At 60.6% G+C, this 21,589-nt stretch carries 18 protein-coding genes, 1 tRNA gene and 1 pseudogene; 7 read left to right on the plus strand and 13 right to left on the minus strand.

Going from position 1 to position 21,589, the window contains the following annotated elements; all coding sequences use genetic code 11:
- The 4 genes from cas7c to Q0603_RS05160 all read right to left on the minus strand — a co-directional run bounded on the left by cas7c (position 1) and on the right by Q0603_RS05160 (position 5,892).
- Positions 1–939 (minus strand): type I-C CRISPR-associated protein Cas7/Csd2, encoded by a 939-nt coding sequence (cas7c, locus tag Q0603_RS05145; RefSeq protein WP_298723038.1) that lies wholly within the window; start codon positions 937–939, stop codon positions 1–3.
- On the minus strand, positions 936–2,768 hold the full coding sequence (gene cas8c, locus Q0603_RS05150; RefSeq protein ID WP_298723041.1) for a type I-C CRISPR-associated protein Cas8c/Csd1: 1,833 nt from the start codon (positions 2,766–2,768) through the stop codon (positions 936–938). Before cas8c ends, cas7c begins: the two co-directional genes overlap by 4 nt.
- Positions 2,769–2,772: 4 nt before the next feature.
- Positions 2,773–3,435: a type I-C CRISPR-associated protein Cas5c gene (gene cas5c, locus Q0603_RS05155; RefSeq protein ID WP_298723044.1), complete on the minus strand. Its 663-nt coding sequence runs from the start codon at positions 3,433–3,435 to the stop codon at positions 2,773–2,775.
- 108 nt (positions 3,436–3,543) lie between these two features.
- Positions 3,544–5,892, minus strand: a complete 2,349-nt coding sequence (locus Q0603_RS05160; protein ID WP_298723046.1) for a CRISPR-associated endonuclease Cas3'' — start codon at positions 5,890–5,892, stop codon at positions 3,544–3,546.
- A gap of 197 nt (positions 5,893–6,089) precedes the next feature.
- Here Q0603_RS05160 and Q0603_RS05165 point away from each other — a divergent pair.
- Positions 6,090–6,700: pseudogene (locus Q0603_RS05165) on the plus strand (integrase core domain-containing protein); the annotation flags it as partial.
- Between the two features lie 723 nt (positions 6,701–7,423).
- Here the strand turns inward: Q0603_RS05165 and Q0603_RS05170 are convergent.
- Together Q0603_RS05170 and Q0603_RS05175 are read right to left on the minus strand one after the other, a co-directional pair.
- Positions 7,424–7,497: transfer RNA gene (locus tag Q0603_RS05170), tRNA-Gly, on the minus strand.
- An 82-nt stretch (positions 7,498–7,579) separates the two neighbouring features.
- Entirely contained in the window at positions 7,580–8,344 is a 765-nt protein-coding gene (locus Q0603_RS05175) for a helix-turn-helix transcriptional regulator (protein ID WP_298723049.1), read from the minus strand.
- Positions 8,345–8,788: 444 nt separating this feature from the next.
- Here Q0603_RS05175 and Q0603_RS05180 point away from each other — a divergent pair, with 444 nt between their 5' ends.
- Complete coding sequence (locus Q0603_RS05180) at positions 8,789–9,055, plus strand: DUF1127 domain-containing protein (RefSeq protein WP_298723052.1); 267 nt, start codon at positions 8,789–8,791, stop codon at positions 9,053–9,055.
- A 52-nt stretch (positions 9,056–9,107) separates the two neighbouring features.
- Here the strand turns inward: Q0603_RS05180 and Q0603_RS05185 are convergent, their stop codons facing one another.
- Entirely contained in the window at positions 9,108–9,629 is a 522-nt protein-coding gene (locus Q0603_RS05185; protein ID WP_298723054.1) for a PaaI family thioesterase, read from the minus strand.
- A gap of 118 nt (positions 9,630–9,747) precedes the next feature.
- Between Q0603_RS05185 and Q0603_RS05190 the strand changes: the two genes are divergently transcribed.
- Both Q0603_RS05190 and acs read left to right on the plus strand, forming a co-directional pair.
- Complete coding sequence (locus tag Q0603_RS05190; protein ID WP_298723056.1) at positions 9,748–10,287, plus strand: MarR family winged helix-turn-helix transcriptional regulator; 540 nt, start codon at positions 9,748–9,750, stop codon at positions 10,285–10,287.
- Positions 10,288–10,512: 225 nt separating this feature from the next.
- Positions 10,513–12,456: an acetate--CoA ligase gene (gene acs / locus Q0603_RS05195; RefSeq protein WP_298723058.1), complete on the plus strand. Its 1,944-nt coding sequence runs from the start codon at positions 10,513–10,515 to the stop codon at positions 12,454–12,456.
- A 96-nt stretch (positions 12,457–12,552) separates the two neighbouring features.
- Here the strand turns inward: acs and Q0603_RS05200 are convergent, their stop codons facing one another.
- Positions 12,553–14,715 carry an FUSC family membrane protein gene (locus Q0603_RS05200; protein WP_298723060.1) on the minus strand — a complete coding sequence of 721 codons (2,163 nt, stop codon included), beginning with the start codon at positions 14,713–14,715 and terminating at the stop codon, positions 12,553–12,555.
- Between the two features lie 108 nt (positions 14,716–14,823).
- Between Q0603_RS05200 and Q0603_RS05205 the strand changes: the two genes are divergently transcribed.
- Positions 14,824–14,991, plus strand: coding sequence for a hypothetical protein (locus Q0603_RS05205; protein ID WP_298723062.1), 168 nt, complete (start codon positions 14,824–14,826; stop codon positions 14,989–14,991).
- A 21-nt stretch (positions 14,992–15,012) separates the two neighbouring features.
- On the opposite strand, the gene Q0603_RS05210 is transcribed toward Q0603_RS05205, so the two are convergent.
- The 5 genes from Q0603_RS05210 to Q0603_RS05230 all read right to left on the minus strand — a co-directional run bounded on the left by Q0603_RS05210 (position 15,013) and on the right by Q0603_RS05230 (position 18,724).
- Positions 15,013–15,783, minus strand: a complete 771-nt coding sequence (locus Q0603_RS05210) for an SDR family oxidoreductase (RefSeq protein WP_298723064.1) — start codon at positions 15,781–15,783, stop codon at positions 15,013–15,015.
- A gap of 200 nt (positions 15,784–15,983) precedes the next feature.
- The gene (locus Q0603_RS05215; RefSeq protein WP_298723066.1) at positions 15,984–16,511 is read right to left on the minus strand and encodes a GNAT family N-acetyltransferase; all 528 of its coding nucleotides are present in this window, start codon (positions 16,509–16,511) and stop codon (positions 15,984–15,986) included.
- Positions 16,512–16,513: 2 nt separating this feature from the next.
- On the minus strand, positions 16,514–17,020 hold the full coding sequence (locus tag Q0603_RS05220; RefSeq protein WP_298723068.1) for a GNAT family N-acetyltransferase: 507 nt from the start codon (positions 17,018–17,020) through the stop codon (positions 16,514–16,516).
- A 30-nt stretch (positions 17,021–17,050) separates the two neighbouring features.
- Entirely contained in the window at positions 17,051–17,725 is a 675-nt protein-coding gene (locus Q0603_RS05225) for a trimeric intracellular cation channel family protein (protein WP_298723071.1), read from the minus strand.
- A 144-nt stretch (positions 17,726–17,869) separates the two neighbouring features.
- Complete coding sequence (locus tag Q0603_RS05230) at positions 17,870–18,724, minus strand: sulfite exporter TauE/SafE family protein (protein ID WP_298723074.1); 855 nt, start codon at positions 18,722–18,724, stop codon at positions 17,870–17,872.
- A 243-nt stretch (positions 18,725–18,967) separates the two neighbouring features.
- Here Q0603_RS05230 and Q0603_RS05235 point away from each other — a divergent pair, with 243 nt between their 5' ends.
- Both Q0603_RS05235 and Q0603_RS05240 read left to right on the plus strand, forming a co-directional pair.
- Positions 18,968–19,588, plus strand: coding sequence for a DUF938 domain-containing protein (locus Q0603_RS05235; protein WP_298723077.1), 621 nt, complete (start codon positions 18,968–18,970; stop codon positions 19,586–19,588).
- An 839-nt stretch (positions 19,589–20,427) separates the two neighbouring features.
- On the plus strand, positions 20,428–21,561 hold the full coding sequence (locus Q0603_RS05240) for a PQQ-dependent sugar dehydrogenase (RefSeq protein WP_298723080.1): 1,134 nt from the start codon (positions 20,428–20,430) through the stop codon (positions 21,559–21,561).
- Positions 21,562–21,589: the final 28 nt, after the last annotated feature.

The raw sequence follows: 21,589 nt of genomic DNA on the forward strand, positions 1-21,589 counted from the left end.
TCAGATCCGTTCGATTACCTCGACCCCGACAGGCAATCCATCCCGGTCAATAGTAATGGCATAGTCCGACCAGTGGCGTGCTGGGGGCCAGTTGTCGGTGCCAGGGCTACCTACGGGCCGGGTCGAGCCTTCACGGACTCGCCACGTTTTTACCCGATCGAACAGCGTCTGCGCTGGGGCGTTGCCCAGTGCACTGTCGTGGCGGAATAGGATCAGCTTGCGCGTCGCCATCTCGCCGCGCGCTGCCGAGCGATCATGATCGAACATGTTGCTGAGAGCCAACCAGAGCAGTTCGAGATCATCCTCGGAAAAACCTGTCCCCTTGACCGAATGACTAGCCAGCGGAGCGGAGACGAAACCGTGGGCGCGATAGAGACCATAAGGCACGATATGCTTACGTCCCATGGTGCGTCCCCCCTTGTCCTCGGTGTCCTTCTCAGTCGTCGCAGCCATGCGGGTGATCGACACTTCCAGCGGCAGGATCGGCTCGACCGAACGAGCGAAGGTGAACTGCACCGGACCACGCACCTGACCAGCATTGATGCCAGTCGACATCACTGCACCGAAGGCCCTAATATCCCAGAAATTGGCGCACATCCAACGCGTAATCTCCCGAGCTTTGGCTTCATTCTTGGCGCGACCATCCTTGCGCTTGTCTGTTGGCTTGGCATCAGGAAACACTGCGTTCCAGCCCTTTTCGTGCTGGTTGTTCAGAGTGGCGCCTTCAGACATGTAGATTTCCCGGCCTGGCTGGCCATCACTCACTAAGGCAACATAGTTTCGCACCTTGCGCTTCAATGCGACGTCCGACACAAGCCCCTGATTCGTCTCAGGATCGAGCCGTGGCATGTTGCCCGCGTCAGGATCGCCGTTGGGATTGCCATTCGTCACATCAAAATAGAGGACGAACTCGTAGCGGTTGATGACCGGATTGCTCATTGCTCACCCCCTTCATCTAGTTGATCCTGCGGTTCACCTAAATCTCGATTCTCGTCCTTGTCGTTGGACAGTTTTGTGGCACGCTGATGGTAATAACCGATGGCGAATTCACCTTGATCTTGCAGGCGCAACGAACGCGGCAGAGAGCGAGGCTCTGCAGGCTCAATACGGGAATGAATTTCTTCCAGTTCGCGTTCGATCAGCATAGCCATGCCAGGTTTCTCCTTGCGCAGCTTTGCAAGATGGTTTTGTCCACCACGCACGATCAGTGGGAAAATACTGGCAGGAGTGGAAGAGGCTGCACCGAAGTATTTGTCGCGAATTGTTGCATTCAGGCCAGGCAGCGCTTGACGCTGTGCCAGTTCGTAGACGGCAAATAGTCGACCAAGCTGATAGCCCACATTATTGTGGTCCATTTTTAGGCTCATCGGAGTCTCTCCTTCCTCGGGAATTCCGGAATGACGACGGCCAAGTCGTACGAGCACGGCACGAATGACCGCGGCATGCCACCCCGTCGCCGGGTTATCGCCCGCGCGTAGTCGGATCAACGAGGCAGATAGCAGACTTAGAGGGTAACGGGCCCCAGCTAGCACTGCGCGCATCACCTCGCCTGCGAGCAGTGGTGGAATGTTGTTGAATTCGCGCTGTGCAGCCGTGGTGTTGGCAAGGAGCCGATTGACAGAGGGGGCTATGCCCCAGTTCAACGGCGGTGGCTCGATACGCATATCTTCGTGATGCCGAGCAAGTCGGTATGCAAAAACGTCTATGGTGTCGCTCAGCCAGAAGCGTACCGAAAGCCGCGCCGCATTGGGTGATAGGCCTAGAACATGAAAGCGTGTATCAGGATTGATCTCGGGCAGAACTTCAGAAACCCGTTTGCCTTTGGCAACGGCCTGTATCTGATCGCGCAGCTTGCGTGTTTCGCTTGCGTCCTTATCGGCAGAATCTTCTCCGAGCCAGTTGGCGAACAGTGCATCAGCGGCTTGGCCATTGTTAGCTTCAGCCCAAAATACAACAGTGGCATCCCCAATAGGGCGCAGCAACCGGTTCGGCCCGCCGCGCGTGAGCAGATGATTAAGTGTCGCGCCATAGCGGAAAGCCGCGCCTTTTGAGGTTGGCGCATTGGCTCCTTGATCATTACCATAAGAGCGGGAGCATTGCTGTTCAAAGGCTACAAGGGAAGCGCCCGTAGAATTAGCTCCCTCGACTCCTCTGATATTAGGATGCAATCTTGCAATTGGAGCTTTTTCTCCGGTAATCAGGCACCAGCCGACCTGTTCATCTTGATCTGCCTTGTCGATGCACGCTGCTTCAATCAACCTTCGTGCTGCCACACGTTCGTGCAAATATTCCCTGTCACCATATAGCCGGAACATGACATTGGCATCGGGAACGATGTCTTTGAGGCAGCTCTTCCCAAAGGCGGACGGCTCCCAAGCTTGTAGAAATTTAACGAGAGCAAGAAGACCAGGATCTTCTTGCCCGGATAACCTGGCCAAGTGGTGATCCTTGAAGAGACCATATTGGAAAAGCGTTTCCTTCCAGCCTTTGCCCTCGGCGCCAATGCCTAGAGAATAGGAAGTTTTGTCCCACAAGAAGAAAGGTGGAGGCCTAGTCCCGGAACGCTTGAAGGAAGCCGGAACGGTGAACTCCCGATTTATCGGTTTTTTGCCAAGAAGGTGCCTTAGATCTTCAACTTCTACCGGTTGCCCGTCTTGGCGGAGGACGACGCAAAAGCCGAACTTTTCCCGGCTCCATCCAGGTGGAAAGACCTCGCCGCGCTCAGCCAGTCGGTGATATTGCCGTTCCAAGGCGTGCAGCACACTCACCGCACTACCTCTTCGGCATCGAAGGGGGGACCTCAATTACACCGTTCACCATTTGCGCGCGGAAGAAGCGTGCTTTATTGCCATGAGCAAAGTCGATATCGTGCAGCATCCAGCCTAGGTCGCGATTGCGCTCAGTCAGGGGAGGGTCATAGGCTGGCAGTGGGTCGTCAGGGGCAAGCAGTTCAAACTCGGCAGCAAACTCGCGCGTGCCAAAGCAGGGACGATGGAAGCACTGACCCTGCTGCGCCCGGCGGTTGAACATGGAGATGTGCTTAGCGGGCGTGTCCTCCGGCCCGGCCTTGTCTGTCAGGGTGAAGTGCGCCTCGATCACGTAGGCAACGTTAACCAGCACTAGTGCTGCGCGCGGCTGGCGGTTTTCGTCAACGATGATCCCCAACCCTTTGGTTGTACCGCGTTTCATGGCGATGCGCGCATTGGCCTCACTCGCCTTGGCGCCTACCTCATTGCGCCGCAGTGACTGGAAATGGATCGGCCGCAATACGTGAATACGATCCACATGCCACCGGATCGCCGGTTTCCAATGAATCGCCTCAAGGATGCCGCGCGCCGCCGATGGCGTCATCGCGTCATAACTGACACGCTCCATCTTCATTTCCGGTCGGGTGAAGCAAGCACGCTCCCCCCAAACGTGCAGTCTTATAGACATCTATTGCCCCTAAGTTGGGGGTTTATTACACAACCTATCGTTGAAGTCAATATGGCATGTGTTTTTTATTTTCAGATATCCTCTAGGTTATCGGTTAACTATTTTCGACTAGAGGAAAATGTTACTCTCCGATGAACGGCTTACCGGATCGTCGTGAATTCGTAAGCCAGCGATGCGGTCGTACAAAGGAGGAAGTTCGCCTGGCCGTTCTTCGGTCAGCACAACGAAGCGATCGCCATAATCTTCGGGACGAATAACTTCAATCACACCTTTCGTCAGCCAGTCAGTGCGCAACTTTCCAGGCACGGGCACAACATATTGCTGCAAGCGCCGCTGCACCTCCAACGGTGGGAATTCAGCATTTCGTAGATTGATAATGGCTCTGCGCGCGTCATCATCCCAAGGCACAATAATGGGGTCCATAGTCTCATCGATCAGACGGAAGGCCCGAGCTATCGTTGCAAAAGGAAATGTGGCTTCTTTTGTTGTCTCCCTAATCTCACGCATGATTTCGAGTGTTTCGTCCGGAGCTAGGTGCGCACGGTCGAGCGCGGAATAGCCCTGCGCCCAGTAGAGCCAGCGGTAGTAATCCCGCACCCCTTCCAAGCTCAGAGGGTCTCGGACACTGTCAAGCACTTTGCGTGCAGCTTGATAGAACGGCTTGATCGCGTCAGGGACCTTGCGGTCAGCTGGCTCGAATACTACGGTGCGACCCAGCACCTCGCCCAGTGGTCCCAATTCGCCGCTTCGATTGCAGCGGCCTGCAGCCTGTGCAATATTTGAAAGCCCGCTTACGGCGCGCCACACTTCGGGAAAAGAAATGTCGACGCCGGCCTCAATCAGACTAGTGGCGACAAGTCGTACTGGACGTCCATATTCTAGATCTACACGTAGTTGCGCCAACACATCCCGTCTATGACGGGCGCACATCAATGTGGTAAGATGCGCTACGCCTTCCAAGCCTTTTTCGCGCAGCAGCGTATATAGTTCGTGCGCATGGGCGCGACTGTTGACGATGCAGAGCATCTGCCGCTGCTCAGCAAAGCGTGCCGCGACAGTATGGTCGCATACAGGTTCGCGCAACCATTCAATCTTAACGCGCTTGAGTTTGGCATAAAGCTCCGTCGGATTAGGCGCAAGTTCGCGCTCATCGGAGATTAGTAACCCTTCCCGTACGCCGTTTGGTTTTAATGGTAACGCCCCGTCTTCTATGCGCAGAGCGGGTTGTGTTGCGGTGCACAGCACTGCACTAGCACGATAGTTAAGCGCCAGTTCTTCAATGACCGCCATACAAGGGCGTAATAAGTGGATCGGGATCGATTGTACCTCATCGATCACGATTACGCTGCTGGCAAGATTGTGGAGCTTACGCGCTTTGCTGCTGCGTGCTGCAAAAAGGCTCTCAAAAAACTGAACTGCTGTAGTGACGATAATCGGCGCATCCCAATTTTCTGTATCGCGTCGTAGCTTAGCGAGACCAGCAGCTCCTTCCCCTTCGGCATCATTTCCGCCCGTGGGCTCATATTTTTCAGAGTCGAAGCTGGAGTGATGTTCGAGCACTGCATCTCCAAGCCCTACATCATCACGAAATATTGCCGCAGTCTGTTCAATTATTGATGTGAAAGGAATTACATAAATAATCCGACGAAGCTTGTGCGCTAGGGCATGCTCGGCAGCAAAGCTCAATGATGTTAGTGTTTTGCCTCCGCCAGTTGGCACGGTCAGAGTAAACAGGCCTGGTTGTAAGGCTATCTTGCCGTTGACATGATCAAGAATTGTCGAACGTAAGTGATTGACTGGTGTGTCATGGCGTCGATTCCTGGCGAGGAATGCACGGATGGTGTTGAGATGACCATGTGTTAGAACGCCACCACGCGTCGGTGGAGATTCACCGCGTGAATGAGCGTAAAATCGCTCAGTTTCAAGAAAATCGGCATCAACCAGGCAGGAAAATAGCATACGTACAAAGAAAGCCGCGGAGAAGGTCGGATCAATACTATTTCCCTTGAACAATCGCTGCTCATTAAGTAGGGCGTCCAGTTGTGGCAGTGGACCAGCTTCCATTTCCCACCCTGAATAGTTCTCCACTGTTTTGGCTAGACGCTGATTCAGTCCTATGCCATCCATTAAACCAGAATGGTGTCCCGCAATTCCAAACGCCAACAGGCGACCAAATATGTTGCCATAAGTTGCGCAGGCTTCCTTGGCTCCAGCAGTGCTGTGATCCGGGCCCCTTGCTAATCTGTCATTGGGCTGGCGAATGTAGCGCTGATAAGCGGAGGAACACTTTCCAATGTCGTGGAGCAATCCCATTGCGCGTGCGAACTGTGCGGCGCCAAAATACGAAGCAAATTCTTCCGCACGCTTGCCGACATTTTTCAAATGATCGCCAAGCGGTTCCCATTGTGCCTCTGATTGGTCTGGTACGGAATGAGCGAAGATGCCAGTGCGCTCCATGCCTAATTCCCCTAATAACATGCTTTATCTGTGAAGATGCAATTATTAGTATGCCATGAGAGGGGCATTACTGGACTGTACTATTAGGCCCAGGAAACTGGACCTAGCAAATGGCTGCTTAGAGCGTAAGGTGATTGTCATCCAGCGAATTTAGGTTTCAGCCGCGACTATAAAGTCGCGGTTGTGATTGGGCGCAGCGTTCTGATGATGCCGGGATCCGGGCCCGGTTGCGGGAGCTGGCGGTGGACTGCCGTCGGTTCGGTTATCGGCGGCTTCAAGTCTTGCTTCGGCGGGAAGGCGTGCTGCTGAGCCACAAGAAGCTGCGCCTGCTTTATCTCAAGGAACGGTTGCAGGTGCGGCACCGCAGAGGCCACAAACACGTCCTTGGGACGCGTGCCCCGCTCACCCTACACCAGGGCCCAATCAGCGCTGGTCGCTGGATTTTGTCAGCGACAGCCTGACCGACGGTTGTCGTTCCGGATCCTGGCGGTGGTGGATGATTGCATGCGCGAACACCTGTGCCTGGTGGCAGATATCTCGCTGTTGGGAAGCCGGGGTGCCCGTGAACTGGATGCGCTGATCACCTGACGCGGCCGGCCGCAGGTCTGTGCCTCAGACAACGGAACCGAACTGACCGGTATGGCGATCCTGCGCTGATACTAGGAGCGTCAGCTTGCTTGGCATTGCATTGCGCTCGGAAAGCCACAGCAGAATGCTTTCAATGAGAGTTTCAACGGTCGCCTGCGCGATTAACTCCTGAATGAACCTGTTCACCTCGCTCGGCCATGCGAGGGCGAAGCTCGCCGCCTAGCGGCATGATTATAACACGATCCGCCCGCACGGCTCGCTCGGCAACCGGACGCTGGCGGAATATGGCCGGCTCAACGCCTGCATCAAGCAACCAGGTGAGGCGCCTAAGCAATTGATGGGTTACCTGATTGCTCAACACGCCCAATGGGCTCAAATGGCCATAGGACTCTACTCAGAACTCGGTGAAACTTCGGGCTCACGTCAATGGATGCAGAATAAAGTTTCTATGGGGAAAGCGAGCGCAGCGGGATTGTAACTTCAAAGCGACCAGCTATTGATTTGGTGCGGCGGGATATTGTCGGGTTGAATTTAACGCGCTTCAGTTAAGGAGTTCGATAAGTGTGCAAGTCTTCATCGAGAACCATATGAGGCGGCTATATTACGGCTCCAATATAAGGAGCTGAGCACGTAATATCTGCACAACCCATTATTGGCCCTTTTGATAGTTGCCCAAACTTGCTTTTCACGCACCTTTGTGAAGTTGCTGCCTACGTTCGTGTCTACTTGTACCGGAAGAAGATCAACATTTCGACCGTGTTGACCATTTAACGCCTCGACACCAAAGGGGCAATGAGGCATTTAGCTCGTCTTCTTTACGCACTACGATTGAGGCTGCGTCGCCCTGAGGTAGAGGATTTTGCATGGGCTTGCGCCCTTTTGAGTACCCCCTTGTTTGGGGTGCAATCTGTCACCGATGTGCCGGAATGGACAGGCAACATAATGGAGCGGGTGAGGGGAATCGAACCCCCGTCGTAAGCTTGGGAAGCTTCTGCTCTACCATTGAGCTACACCCGCGCGCCAAGCGCCGATGAGCGGCAAGATAGCGAAGGGGCTGCGGGCTTTCAATATCCGGTTGGAATCGGATGATGGACAAGGTTCAGCGCTGCCGCTCGCCCGTCAACCACGGCGTCATGTCGGTGCCGAACAGCCGCGCCAGGCCCTCTCGGCCCGGTGGGGTCACGGTCACGGCGCGGCTGCTGCCCTGGCGCTCGATCCAGCCCAGCTCGAAGCAGCGATGGGCAATCGCCGCGCCCAGTCCGCCGGCCAGATGCGGCACCCGTTCGCTCCAGTCCAGGCAGGGCCGGGCGAAGCCGCGCCGCTGGCGCGCAACCTGATCGACATCGATGCCCATATCCGCAAACAGGCTGCGCCCGGCCGGTGTCACCGTGAACTCCGTGCCGTCGGTTATATCGCTGGGCCGCAGACAATCCTGCGCCAGCAACTGATCGAAGATGCGCACGCCCAGCCGCCCGGCCAGATGGTCATAGCAGGTGCGCGCCTGCCGCAGCGCATGGGTCAGACCAGGGCTACGGCGATGCGGCGGCATCACCCGCTCGCCGCTCAGTGCCATCAGGCTTTCCAGCGCATTGGCCACCAGCGCGCTGGCCAGGCGGTAATAGCGATGCCGCCCCTGGCTTGCCACCTGCAGCAATTGTCCATCCACCAGCTTGGCGAGGTGGCCGCTGGTCGTCTGCGGCGTTACGCCGGCGGCAAAGGCCAGTTCCTTGGCGGTGCGCGCGCGGCCATCCATCAGGACGCGCAGGATATTGGCACGCGCCGGATCGCCCACCAGTGCCGCAATGGCTGCGAATTGCGGCTCGGTGCTCAGCATCGCGCTGTTCAGTTTGAAAGCCTGGCTCATGCGCCGACTCTAGCAGCCTGGAGGCAGCCGTCCATCCGCAACATTTCGGCCGCGGCCGAATGGAACGGCACCAATTTCTGGAAGTCGAAGGCCATACGGTCACGGACGACCGGCTGAATCAATAATGCCCGCGGCTTGATCATGCCCAAGGCCTGTTCAAACGCCACATTAGATGCGCGTCCTTGTGACCTTATTGAGATTTCATCCGAGGCTATGACGGCCGGTAATTCGCACATCACAGCTCTTGGCTATGGCTGAGCCGCATAACCAGAAACGCCGTCTAGCCAAGAGTTACAAATGCCACAGACAGCCTTGCACACGACAGCACCCTTCGACCGCCACCGTAGCGATGCGCCGCCCTGGCTTGCGCCGGTGCGATACCATGCCCGCCATGCCAATGCGCAGAGGCACAATACCCGATAAAGAGACGATCGCGAGGGTGCCATGACCTGGATGGAACCGATGCTGGAGCCCTATCCGTCGGCGCAATTCTATCTGCCGGGCCCGGCGGAGCGCGTCGGCCGCGCCATCGATAATGTGTTGCGAGCGATGGCTTCCGGCGGCGCGGCGGCGTTCTTCACGCTGATCCAGTGGCAGCGCATGGCGCGCCAGCGCGCCGATCTCGCCATATTGAGCGATGCGCAGCTGAAGGATATCGGCCTGACCCGCGCCGACATCGGAGCCGAATTGCGGCGGCCGTTCTGGCGCTGATGTCTTTCGGATGGCCCTCAGTCCGGAAGGTTTCAGAGCTCTTCCGGAAATTTCAGATCGGAAAGATCAGGCAGGTGGTCGTGCCGGTGGCGTAGATCTTGCCGTTCGCATCCACGATGCGACCCTCCGCCGTGCCGACACGATTGCCGACCTGGATCGTCCGGCCTTCGGCATAGACTGCGCCGATCTGATCGGTGATCGCGCGCACCAGGCTGATCTTGTATTCCAGCGTGGTGTAACCCATGCCCTTGGGCAGCATCGACTGCACCGCGCAGGACATCGCGCTGTCCAGCATCGTGCCGGCAAAGCCGCCATGCACGCTGCCGATCGGATTGTAATGCAGCCGCTCCGGCCGGCCGCCGAAGACCACGCGGCCCGGCTCGGCTTCGTGGATCCACATATTCATCACTTTGGCAATCGGCGCGCCGGGCAGCTCGCCCTTCATGATGCCTTTGAACAGGTCGATGCCCGCCATCTCGCGCAGCCGCTCCACCGGCAGTACGCCGTACTGACCGTTTTCAGGCGGGCGTCCGTCGGCGGGATAGGAGCCGGCTTCTTGGGGCAGCGCGGACATCGGTGTTCTCCTGCTTCAGTGTTTTTTGACTCAATCGTCCGTTTGGAAAACTGGGGAGGCTTAAGCCGTGCCGGGAGGATGGCTTGCCGGACTGGCTCATAACGTGTATATACACTTTATGACCTCAACGCAATCCCCGCGGTCCGTCTTCCCCCGTCCGGCCCCCGACGGGAAGGAGGATTGCATCTGTTTCCTGCTGCGTTCCGCCGCCCGCCGGGCCAGCGCGCTTTACACCCGCCATCTGAAAAAGATCGGGCTCGGCCTGCCGCAGCACAGCCTGATCGGGATGGCGGCCGCCTTCGAGAAGCAGAATGGTCGCCCGGCCACCATCAGCGAACTGGCTCAGGCGCTGGATCTCGACCGCACCACCATGGCCCGCAATCTCAAGCCGATGGTGCAGGCCGGCTATGTCAGCATCGAAAAGGCGTCCGATTGCGGGAACGGCCGCGGATTCGGCCAGGGCGGCCGTGCCAAGGCGGTGCGCGCCACCCGTGAGGGCCGCATGGCCTACCGGGCCGGCGTGGCGCTGTGGCGCCAGGCGCAGGATGAAATGATCGCCGGCTTGGCCGCTGAATACCCCGCGCTGATGGCGGGCCTTGCGGCTGCCATTGCCGCGATTCCGGCAGCATCGCCCGGCGATGCCGCCAACGATGCGTGATCCTCGCACGCGATCCGCCGTCAGACCATTTTGCCTTTCCGGTTTAAGGCTTTAGCCGCCCTATGCTTTAGTCGAAAGCCGCCTGGGCAATGCTTGTTCGCGGCCGCCCTTCCGGGGCATCATCCCCTTGATTAACGCAGCGGCCGGTACGTCCTGGCCGCGCAGGAAAGCCATTGGCAGCGCCCGCGGCGCTGTCGGCAAGAAAGGGAAGAGGGAGAGAGCGTTATGGCGGATAACGAAGTATTTCCGGTCTCGAGCGAGTGGGCAAAGCGCGCCTGGGTCGACGCCGCCAAATACAAGGCGATGTATGAGCAGTCCGTCCAGGATCCGGAAGGCTTCTGGGCCGAGCATGGCAAGCGGATCGACTGGATCAAGCCTTATACCAAGATCAAGGACGTCTCCTACGACAAGAAGGATCTGCACATCCGCTGGTTCTATGACGGCACCTTGAATGTCTCCGCCAATTGCATCGACCGTCATCTGCCCAAGCGGGCCAACCAGACCGCGATCATCTGGGAAGGTGACGACCCGTCGAAGTCGGAGCACATCACCTATCAGAAGCTGCATGACGAGGTCTGCCGCCTGGCCAATGTGATGAAGGCCCATGGCGTCAAGAAGGGCGACCGCGTCACCATCTATCTGCCGATGATTCCAGCGGCGGCCTACGCGATGCTGGCCTGCGCCCGCATCGGCGCGATCCATTCGGTGGTCTTCGGCGGCTTCTCGCCCGACAGCCTCGCCAACCGCATCCAGGACTGCGACAGCCAGTTCGTGATCACTGCTGACGAGGGCCTGCGCGGCGGCCGCACCGTGCCGCTGAAGGCCAATACCGATGCGGCGCTGAAATCCTGCCCGGGCGTGAAGAAGGTGCTGGTGGTCAAGCACACCGGCGGCAGCGTCAACTGGGAAGCTGGCCGCGATATCTGGCTGCATGAAGAAGCGGCGAAGGTGCCGGCCACCTGCGAGCCCGAGCCGATGAATGCGGAAGATCCGCTCTTCATCCTCTATACCTCCGGCTCCACCGGCAAGCCGAAGGGCGTGCTGCACACCTCGGGCGGCTATCTCGTCTTCGCCTCGATGACGCACCAATACGTCTTCGACTATCACGACGGCGACATCTACTGGTGCACGGCCGATGTCGGCTGGGTCACTGGCCACAGCTACATCGTCTACGGTCCGCTGGCCAACGGCGCCACCACGCTGATGTTCGAAGGTGTGCCGAACTATCCGGATGCCTCGCGCTTCTGGCAGGTGATCGACAAGCACAAGGTCAACATCTTCTACACCGCGCCGACCGCCATCCGCGCCCTGATGCGCGAGGGCGAGGAGCCGGTGAAGAAGACCAGCCGCGCCTCCCTGCGCCTGCTCGGCTCGGTGGGCGAGCCGATCAATCCGGAAGCCTGGCTGTGGTATCACCGCGTGGTCGGCGATGGCCGCTGCCCGATCGTCGATACCTGGTGGCAGACCGAAACCGGCGGCATCCTGATCACGCCGCTGCCCGGCGCGATTGCGCAGAAGCCCGGCTCGGCGACGCTGCCCTTCTTCGGCGTGAAGCCGATCATCGTCGATGGCGACGGTAAGGAGCTGACCGGCGCCACCGAAGGCAATCTGTGCATCGCCGATAGCTGGCCGGGCCAGATGCGCACGGTCTATGGCGATCATCAGCGCTTCATCGACACCTACTTCAGCACCTTCCCGGGCAGGTACTTCACCGGCGATGGCTGCCGCCGCGACGAGGACGGCTATTACTGGATCACCGGCCGCGTCGACGACGTGATCAACGTCTCCGGCCACCGCATGGGCACGGCGGAAGTCGAAAGCGCGCTGGTGGCGCACCAGAAGGTGGCCGAGGCCGCCGTGGTCGGCTATCCGCACAACATCAAGGGCCAGGGCATCTATGCCTATGTGACGCTCAAGGCCGGCATCGAGCCGAGCGAGGAGCTGCGCAAGGAGCTGGTCAACCATGTGCGCCAGCTGATCGGGCCGATTGCCTCGCCCGACCTGATCCAGTGGGCTCCGGGCCTGCCCAAGACCCGTTCGGGCAAGATCATGCGCCGTATTCTGCGCAAGATCGCGGAGAACGAGTTTAGCAACCTGGGTGATACTACGACTCTTGCCGACCCCAGCGTGGTTGACGATTTGATCAACAACCGTATGAATCGTGGCTAGGTAACGTCGCAAGTCTGAATCAGGGAGGCGCAGCGACGCCGGGGCGCCTGGAGCAATCCAGGCGCCTTTTTTATGCTCATTCTCTATGCTTCGGTTTTACGCCTTGGCGACGCGGACTTTGCGCAATTGGGCGGCGGTGTCGCTGGTTCTGATCTGCGCCGCCATGTCGTGGATCTGCCGCGCGATCACCTCTGCTTCGCGCAGCCGCCGTTCCAGCGCGGCCGCAGCCGGCCCGGCCGAAGGACTGAGCGGCTCAGCCTCCGAAACCGGCTCGGCGCGGTCGCCTCCGCCAAGCAGCCAGCGCAGCCGCAGGCTTGCTGCCGCAAGCCGTTTGTCGGTTTCCACCGGCGGCAGTTCCGCGCGTCGCCGTCGCAGCATCAGCAGCAGCGCCGCCAGCAAGGCGGTCAGCCGGTAATTCGCCGCCATGAAGCGGAACAGCAGATCGAGATCGTGCTGCCGCGCGCCCGGCTCATCGGAAATGCGGCGGATCATGCCCGCGAACTCGCCGATGGAATCGAAGGCAGCCTTGCGGGCCAGGCGATAGGTCTGCTCCTGCTGATTCAGCCGCAACGTCTGATGCGCGTATTGGCGGTTGGCGCGCAGCATGTCGCGGATACGGTCCTGCAGGCTCTGCCGCTCCCAGGAGGGCAGCATGAAGCTGAATACGAAGGCGATCAGCGAGCCGATGCCGGTATCCAGCAGTCGCTCAATCAGCCCATTCTCCTGCATCGGGTTGAGGAAATGCAGCATCAGCAGCGCCATCACCGCGCCGGCGACCGCGGTGATGCGGTAGCGCACCGCGGCATAGGCATGGGCGATACCGATGGAGATGAAGATCAGCGCCAGCAGCACCAGATCGTGCAGCAGATGCAGCGCCACGGCCGCCACTACGCAGCCGAGCAGATTGCCGATCAGTCGGTCCTTCTGACGCTGTTTGGTGGTGCTGTAGCTCGCTCGCATGATCACCGCGACGGTCAGCAGGATCCAGCTTCCATGGGCGAAGAAATGCGTCATCAGCTCAGCCACGGCAAAGGCGCAGAGCATCGCCGCCGTCAGCCGCAGCGCATAGCGCAGAACCGGCGAGCGCCAGCGCAGCTGCCGCAGCAGCACCCGCCAGCGATAGGGGCGATGCGGCAGGAAGGCGGCTGGATTGATGCGGCGCAGCACGGCCTCGGCTTCCGCCTTGTCACGCATGGCGCGCTGCAGCCGCAGCACCAGATCGAGGCTGTTGCTTAAGCGAACGATCACGGCATTCAGCTCCAGCCGGGCACGTTCGGCTTCCGCCGCATCGTCTGAGGCGGGCGCAGCATCTGCTGCCAATGCTGCAATCTCCGCCCAGCGCGCCTTTAAGAGCTCGGCCGAATGGCTCGGCTTGCCGCTGCGGATCTCGTCAGCGAATTCCATCATCAGATCGGCAATCGCGCCGGCGCCATCCCGGATGGCCGGCAGCACCGCGCTTTTGCCGTAATGACGCCGCAGCATCCAGAAATCCGCCTGGCTTGAAAGCACGCTCTCAAACGCATCGATCAGCAGCGACAAAGCCGCCGCCATGCGCCGGTGCCGCGCGTCGCTCAAATGCCGCAGTGCCAGATTGCGCGCCGTCTGCACCTTCTCCATCAGCGCCACCTGGCGCTCGATCAGCACGCGATAGGTTGCGTCGAGCTCACTGTCGGGATCGTAAAGCTGGCCCTTGCAGCGGATATAGGCGGCGAAGGCCTGCATCGCGTCGATCAGCGCCAGCCGCTTGTAGCGCACCTCCAGCAAATATGCGGCGATCATACCGTAGACGGCGTAGCCTGCGCCGCCCGCGGCCACCAGGGCGGCGCGCTGCAGCGGCTCCAGCGTCCAGTCAACGGCGCCGGGGTTATGGGTGCCGAGCGCGAAGACCATGGCCAGGATCATCGCCATGCACAGCGGCAAAGTCGTGCGGCCATAGGCGGTCACCATGGCGGCGACAAAGCTGGTGGCGCCGACGATGACGGCGGTGAGCACCGGATAATCGATGCTGAGATCGATGGCCAGCGTGATCAGTCCGCCGAAAACGGTGGCGGCGATGAAGCCGGGTGGCTTGAAATCCGGCGGATCGGGAATATCCACGATGCTGGTGCACATGGCGCCGACGACTGCCGCGGCCGCGGCCTCCGTGCCGCCGATCACGCCTGCAGCCACAGCGACCAGCAGCACGCCGATGCCGGCGGTCGCCCCGCTCAGCAATTGCTGGGTGGGCAGCGACAGGCTGTCAAATCGCGACCGGATCATCGTCGTCCTCCCCGCCGGCACCGCATAATCCGTAGCATAGCGCGATAAATTACCCGCGCGCCCGTGAAAAGCGATGGAACCCGCAGGCTGCGCCGCGGTTAGTCCGGTATGACAGACCGACAGGAAAACCGTGCCGAATTCGACACCCGTGAGCGGGTGCTATCCGCCGAGAAGGCCCGCTCGGGCGTGAAGACCGGCCATATGCGCTATGTGGTGATCTTCGGCATCGGCGGTGTCATCATCGGCTTCATCATCGCCTGGCTCATCGGCGTGTAAAGCTTGGCGTATAAAGCTGCGTTACGTCCAGCCGCCATCCACCGTGAAGCTCTGCCCGGTGCAGAGCCGGCTGTCGGCTGCCGCCAGCCATAGCACCAGCCGCGCGATGTCGGGCGGATAGAGCTTCTGTTTGATCGCCTGGTTTTTCATCAGCTCAACCTCGGCTGCGGGCGTCAGCCACAGCTTTTCCTGCCGCTCGGTCATGATCCAGCCGGGCATCACGCAATTCACCCTTATGCCATAGGGCCCGAGCTTGCGCGCCAGGCTGCGCGTCAGCCCGACGACGCCGGCTTTCGCCGCCGTATAAAGCGGCAGTTCCGGCTCGCCCACCACCCAGCTGATCGAGCCCATATTGATGATCGAGCCGCCGCCGGCCTGCTTCATGTCGGGGATCACGGCCTGGGCTGCAAAAACCTGATGGCGCAGATTGATCGCCATGCGATTGTCGAAATATTCGGGCTCGATATCCTCGATATCGTGACGGTCATCATTGGCCGCGTTGTTGACCAGCACTTCCACGCGGCCAAGCGTTTCGCCGATCCCGTCGATGCAGTCGCGCAGCGCCTCGATATCGGTCAGGTCGCAGGGCAGGAAAACAGGGGGCGGATGGCCTTCGGCCTTGATGCGCTCCACCAGACTTTCGCTGGAGGCCCTGTCGATATCGAGAAAGGCCACCTTGGCCTTCTGGGCGCAGAAATGCGCAACGATCGAGGCGCCAATGCCGCTGCCGCCACCGGTAACCACCACCACCTTGTCGCGCAGGCTGGGATAGATCGCGAAATCGCCGCTCATCGTCTGTCATCCGCTGCTGTTGTCTGTTGAACCATTTAGCGCGGCGGTATCGGGTGGCGAATGTGTCCACCCTTACCCTCGCGGCCTCCCCTCCCGCGTGCGGGAGAGTGAGGAGACGGCATGCATATATGAACCCTCTCCCGCCCGCGGGAGAGGGGCATTGCGTAAGCGATCGATGGATGAGGGAATGTCAGCGGCGCTTAGGCGCTGCGCCGCAAATCCTTGTAGAAGAAGGTGCAGCCAGCTGGCTCGCCCTCGGTGGACAGCGCATAGCCGGGGATGACGCCCACCGCGATATAGCCGAGCTTGCGGTACAGCCCCTCGGCCAGGCTGCCCTGCTGGGTGTCCAGCGTCAGCAGATGCCGGCCGCGCCGGCGCGCTTCCTCTTCCGCCGTCAGCATCAGCGCCCGCGCCAGGCCCTTCCGCCGGGCCCGGCGATGCACCAGCAGCTTCTTCACGTCAGTGCGATGCTGCTGGTTGGGCGGCGTATCCAGCCCCAGCATCACCGTGCCGCAGATGCGGCCCTCCAGCCGCGCCACCAGCAGCAGATCGGCGCCCGCAGCGATCCGGGGCATCGCCCTGTGCCAGAAGCCGCGTGCCTCCTCCATGCTGAAGGGTTTGACGAAATTCACGCCCGCGCCGCCATCGACGCAATCCCACAGCACCTCGGCCAGCGCATCCAGTTCGCGTTCTGCCGCCTCGACGGGAAGGATTTCAATCGCGGTCATGGTCACAGCATCTTTTGCAGAAAGACGAGATCGAGCCATCGTTCGAATTTCCATCCGGCCTGGCGGATCGTGCCGGCCGGCTCATAGCCAAACGCGCGATGCAGCCGCAGGCTGGCCTCGTTCTCGGCCGTGATGCCGGCAATCACCGTATGCAGGCCGTTGTCTTTAGCCAGTTGCAGCAGCGGCCCGAGCAAAGCCTTGCCGATGCCTTTGCCGCGCACCTCTGGCGCCACATAGATCGCATTCTCCACCGTGTAGAGATAGGCCGGCCAGGGCCGGAACGGGCCATAGGAGCAGTAGCCGAGCACGGCGCCGTCTGTCTCTGCCACCAGCACCGGCAGCTTTTGCTCGGCCTTCATGCGCAGCCAGTCGATCTGCGCCTGCGCGCTGCGCGGCTCGTAATCGAAGACTGCGGTCGTGTTGACCACCGCATCGTTATAGATGGCGCGGATCGCTTCGGCGTCGTCGAGCGTGGCGTTGCGGATGATTGGGCTAGATGGAATGGTCATGGGAAGAGCATGGACGAAAGGGATGAGCGGTCAGGTTTCATCCTGCTCCGGCGGCCGGCCGGGACGCGAGCGGTAGCGCGGCAGCGACCAGTTCCAGCGCAACGCGGCAAAGCGGATTGCAGCAGCCAGGAAAAATCCGCTGGCCAGGCCGATCTCGCGCGCAACCCCGAAGGCGGACATGGAAACAAACAATGCAGCCCCCGCCAGTGCCGCGGTGGCATAGATTTCCCGGCGCAGGATCACCGGGCTCTCGCCGCCCAGTACGTCGCGCACGATGCCGCCGAAAGTGGCCGTCACCACGCCCATCGCCATGGCAACAACGGGGGCCGCGCCCGCCATCAGCGCGCGCTCGGCGCCTGCCACGGCAAACAGCGCCATGCCGATGGCATCGAACCACAGCAGCAGGCGGTAGCGCGATTGCGGGATATGCGCCAGCAGGAAGGCCGCGGCGGAAACGCAGACGCAGGTGATCAGATAGGCGGGCTTGACGACCCAGAAGACCGGCAGGATGCCCAGCAGGATGTCACGGATGGTGCCGCCACCGATGCCGGTCGCCGTACCCAGCAGCACGAAGCCGACGATGTCCATCTGCTTGCGCGAGGCAACCAGCGCGCCGGTGGTGGCAAAGACGACGATGCCGAACCAGTCCAGCGCCACGGCGAAGCGATCAAAAGCGATGGCATCGGATGCGAAGATGTCGAACATCGCCAGTCCTTGCCTCCCTGCCTCGCTTTCGGCTCCTGAATCTCCGCGTGACCGCGACACCGGTCAACCGGCAGATATAACCCGAACGGATGCGCCTGATTCAATAGAGCCCCGTCAAGAGCCCTGGTTCAATAGAAGCCTGGCTCAGTAGAAGAAGCTGATCACGAAACGGGCGCAGACGAAAAGCAGGAACAGGCCGAACAGGACCTCCAGCTTGCGCTTGGGCAGGGCATGGGCCAGCCGCGCACCCAGCGGCGCGGTCATGATGCTGGTGGGTACGAACATGATGAAGCCCAGCACCGAGACGTAACCCAGCGCCAGCGGGAATTGCAGCGCGGTGACATCCGGGAACTGCGCTGCCCGCGGCCAGCCGGCGTAGATGTAGCTGATCGCGCCGGGGATCGAGATCAGGACGCCAAGGCCCGACGAGGTCGCCACCGCCTGATGGATCGGGCGGCCGTAGAAGGTCATGAACAGGCTGGAAAGCTGCCCGCCGCCGATGCCCATCAGGGCCGACAGCACGCCGATCAGCAGGCCATACAGGCGCATGATGAAGGAGGACGGCATGTCGTCGGCCAGCTTCCAGCTATCCTTGCCGAACAGCAGCCGCACGGCGGAGATGCCGGCCACCACGACGAACACGGTCTTGAACAGATCGGCCGGTGCATAGCGTGCGATCACTCCGCCGGCAATGACGCCCAGCACCACCGGCACCGCCCATATCTTCACGATCGACATGTCGACCATGCCCTTGCGGCGATGCGCGTTGAAGGAGCGGATCGATGTCGGGATGATGACCGCCAGCGATGTGCCGACGCATAACGGCATGCGCACCGGCTCGGGCACCGAAATGGCGATGAACAGCTCATACAGCACCGGCACGATCACCGCGCCGCCGCCAACGCCGAACACGCCGGCCAGAATGCCGGTCACGGCACCGGCCACCAGCAGGGCGATGGCAAGGAAGATCAGTTCAGAAAGGGGGATGCCGAATATCATGGGTCTGAAGCGGGCCTGACGGATCGCGGGCCGATCCGTGCCGCGCGAATTTCAAGGGGGATGCGGAACGATCCTTGCGGACCGGTCCTACTGTCATCGTGGATTGGGGCGGTGTTGTAAAGAGTTACAGATGTCGTCCGGCCCGGCAGGCAGGCCTTTCGGCTGCGCGCTTTGGTGATTAGGATGAAACCGGTTCTCATCCCACGCATTCATTGCGCTGCAATATCATGTCATGAGGTTCCGGTGACCGAGATCGCCAATCGTCCCCATGCACCGGCCACCTTGCGCAATCGCGAACCGATCCTCAAAGCCTTGCGCGGCATCCTGCCGTCATCGGGATTGCTGCTGGAAATCGCCAGCGGCACGGGCGAGCATGCGGCCTATATCGCGCCGCGCCTGGCGGAGAGCTGGATCTGGCAGCCAAGCGAGCCTTCACCGGACGCATTGCCTGTCATTGATGCCTATGCGGCTGAAAGCGACAATCCAGGCCGCATTCGTCCAGCCATTTTTCTCGATGTGCAGGCCGATCCCTGGCCGCTCGATCATGCCGATGCGGTTTTTTGTGCGAACATGATTCACATTGCGCCCTGGCGCGCGGCGGAAGGTCTGTTCCGCGGCGCGTCTGGCATTTTGGCGACGCCCGCGCCGCTCATCCTTTACGGCCCCTTCAAGCGCGATGGCGCGCATACCGCGCCATCCAATGCCGCCTTCGACGACAGCCTGAAGGCCCGCAATCCCGAATGGGGCGTGCGCTGCCTGGACCGCGAGGTCACGCCGCTTGCGCAGAGGCACGGTTTCGCGCGGACCGAGATTGTCCCGATGCCGGCGAATAATCTTGTCGTCGTGTTTCGCAAGACGGCTTAGGCGGCCACGCCTTTTCTCATCCTTCCATCGCCACACTTCGCGCGTCCCGCCTGGGCCGACTTGATGCCCCATGTACTTTATATGTTCTCAAAGATTCAGGGAAGCAGCCATGGACGGACCTCAGGACAGGGCGGCCGGGGCGACGCCGCATGCGGAGCCAAGGCCAGGCCGAAGCGGTTCCCCAAGCATGAAGCGACGTTCCCCAAGCATATCGACTAAAAAAACGCGCCATCCAGATGCTGGCCGGGGGACAGATGCCGGCAGCGGTTGCGAAGGCTTGGGGATTCCGGATGAGCTGCTCTGACGCCTTCTTTAAACCGGCAAGCATTTCCGCATCCTGACGTCCTGATCTGTCAGGCAGCACGCGCTGGCGCCTGCTGCAGATAGCATTGCGCGTGGACGAGGCTGCGCTTCAAAAAAAACTGGCGTGGCGGCCGGATAAACGCTCCGGCGGAATGCGCGGAAAGCGGCGGGAAGAAAAATGGATGAAAATGGATCGAAATGGACTGAACGGTCACGAATGGACTGAAACGAATTCAGATGGGTCCAGACGGACATCAATGAGCGAAATCGATCACCGGCGGATGAAACGGCTCGCAGCGGTCACAAACGGAATGCGGTGATCGAAAACGGATTAACCCGAACGGCTAGCCGCCGTGGCAACAGCTTGGTCACGGGTATTGACCGATCCGCTGTGGAATCATGCGTCATGTCACATCTTTATCCTGTCTGCATTTACTCTTGTCACAGCGCTCTATGTCTTGTGCCGCTCACCCAGTCTTTCCATTTCAGGCTGTTCGTTGATCCGCGCCCGTAAGAAGCGCCCTCAGGAGATACCGATGCGATCCGCCGTCATTGCCTTCCTTGCCGGTCTGGCCTGCCTTGCGCCGTCCGCGATGATTGCGCCCGTCCAGGCCCAGCAGAGCCAGACCATCCGCACGCAGGAAGCCACTGTCCGCGCCGTGACGGTCGCCAAGGGATTGGAAAATCCCTGGGGTTTCGCTTTCCTGCCCGATGGCCGCATCCTGGTCACCGAGCGGCCGGGCCGCATGCGTCTGATCGGCAAGGACGGCAAGCTGTCGGCGCCTGTGGAAGGCGTGCCGGAAGTTTTCGCGCAGGGCCAGGGCGGTTTGCTGGACGTGCGGCTCGATCCCGATTTCACCACCAACCGCACGCTCTACTTCACCTATGCCGAGCCCGGCGATGGCGGTGCCTCGACGGCGCTGGCCAGCGCGCGCCTGATGGACAACCGGCTGGAAACCGTGAAGGTGCTGTTCCGCCAGCAGCCGAAGCTGGGCGGCGGCAATCATTTCGGCAGCCGCGTGGTGATCGGCGGCGACGGCATGCTGTGGCTTGGCCTCGGCGAACGCTTCCGCTTCGACCCGGCGCAGGATCTGAGCAATCATCTCGGCAAGGTGATCCGGCTGGAAAAAGACGGCCGCGTGCCTCCCGACAATCCTTTCGTCGGCCGCAACGATGCGCAGCCGGAAATCTGGTCCTACGGCCATCGCAACATCCAGGGCATGGCGGTGCATCCGGGCACGGGCGTCGTCTGGCTGAACGAGCATGGGGCGCGCGGCGGCGACGAGATCAACATTCCCGAGAAGGGCAAGAATTACGGCTGGCCGGTCATTGCCTATGGCGTGCATTACTCGGGCGAGAAGATCGGCATCGGCACCGAGGCGCCGGGCATGGAGCAGCCGATATTCTACTGGGACCCCTCGATCGCGCCGTCGGGCATGGCCTTCTATACCGGCGACAAGATTCCCGCCTGGAAGGGCAATGTCTTCATCGGCTCGCTGAAATTCGGCGCGGTCTATCGCATCATTCTCGACGGCACGCGCGTCACCGGTCAGGAGAAGATCGATATCGGCGACGATATCCGCGACGTGCGCCAGGGGCCGGACGATCTGCTTTATCTTGCCACCGCCGGGTCGGACGGCCGCATCATCCGGCTCGAACCCACCCGCTGAATTTCAGTGCGGATTCCGGCAGGGACTG

It is taken from the genome of uncultured Ferrovibrio sp. (assembly GCF_937960835.1).
Classification (GTDB): domain Bacteria; phylum Pseudomonadota; class Alphaproteobacteria; order Ferrovibrionales; family Ferrovibrionaceae; genus Ferrovibrio.

Excerpts from the sequence above, each read along its gene's own strand:
- cas7c (WP_298723038.1), bottom strand. The coding sequence starts at position 939 with ATGAGCAATCCGGTCATCAACCGCTACGAGTTCGTCCTCTATTTTGAT.
- cas5c (WP_298723044.1), bottom strand. The coding sequence starts at position 3,435 with ATGTCTATAAGACTGCACGTTTGGGGGGAGCGTGCTTGCTTCACCCGA.
- Q0603_RS05160 (WP_298723046.1), bottom strand. The coding sequence starts at position 5,892 with ATGGAGCGCACTGGCATCTTCGCTCATTCCGTACCAGACCAATCAGAG.
- Q0603_RS05175 (WP_298723049.1), bottom strand. The coding sequence starts at position 8,344 with ATGAGCCAGGCTTTCAAACTGAACAGCGCGATGCTGAGCACCGAGCCG.
- Q0603_RS05180 (WP_298723052.1), top strand. The coding sequence starts at position 8,789 with ATGACCTGGATGGAACCGATGCTGGAGCCCTATCCGTCGGCGCAATTC.
- Q0603_RS05185 (WP_298723054.1), bottom strand. The coding sequence starts at position 9,629 with ATGTCCGCGCTGCCCCAAGAAGCCGGCTCCTATCCCGCCGACGGACGC.
- Q0603_RS05190 (WP_298723056.1), top strand. The coding sequence starts at position 9,748 with ATGACCTCAACGCAATCCCCGCGGTCCGTCTTCCCCCGTCCGGCCCCC.
- acs (WP_298723058.1), top strand. The coding sequence starts at position 10,513 with ATGGCGGATAACGAAGTATTTCCGGTCTCGAGCGAGTGGGCAAAGCGC.
- Q0603_RS05200 (WP_298723060.1), bottom strand. The coding sequence starts at position 14,715 with ATGATCCGGTCGCGATTTGACAGCCTGTCGCTGCCCACCCAGCAATTG.
- Q0603_RS05205 (WP_298723062.1), top strand. The coding sequence starts at position 14,824 with ATGACAGACCGACAGGAAAACCGTGCCGAATTCGACACCCGTGAGCGG.
- Q0603_RS05210 (WP_298723064.1), bottom strand. The coding sequence starts at position 15,783 with ATGAGCGGCGATTTCGCGATCTATCCCAGCCTGCGCGACAAGGTGGTG.
- Q0603_RS05215 (WP_298723066.1), bottom strand. The coding sequence starts at position 16,511 with ATGACCGCGATTGAAATCCTTCCCGTCGAGGCGGCAGAACGCGAACTG.
- Q0603_RS05220 (WP_298723068.1), bottom strand. The coding sequence starts at position 17,020 with ATGACCATTCCATCTAGCCCAATCATCCGCAACGCCACGCTCGACGAC.
- Q0603_RS05225 (WP_298723071.1), bottom strand. The coding sequence starts at position 17,725 with ATGTTCGACATCTTCGCATCCGATGCCATCGCTTTTGATCGCTTCGCC.
- Q0603_RS05230 (WP_298723074.1), bottom strand. The coding sequence starts at position 18,724 with ATGATATTCGGCATCCCCCTTTCTGAACTGATCTTCCTTGCCATCGCC.
- Q0603_RS05240 (WP_298723080.1), top strand. The coding sequence starts at position 20,428 with ATGCGATCCGCCGTCATTGCCTTCCTTGCCGGTCTGGCCTGCCTTGCG.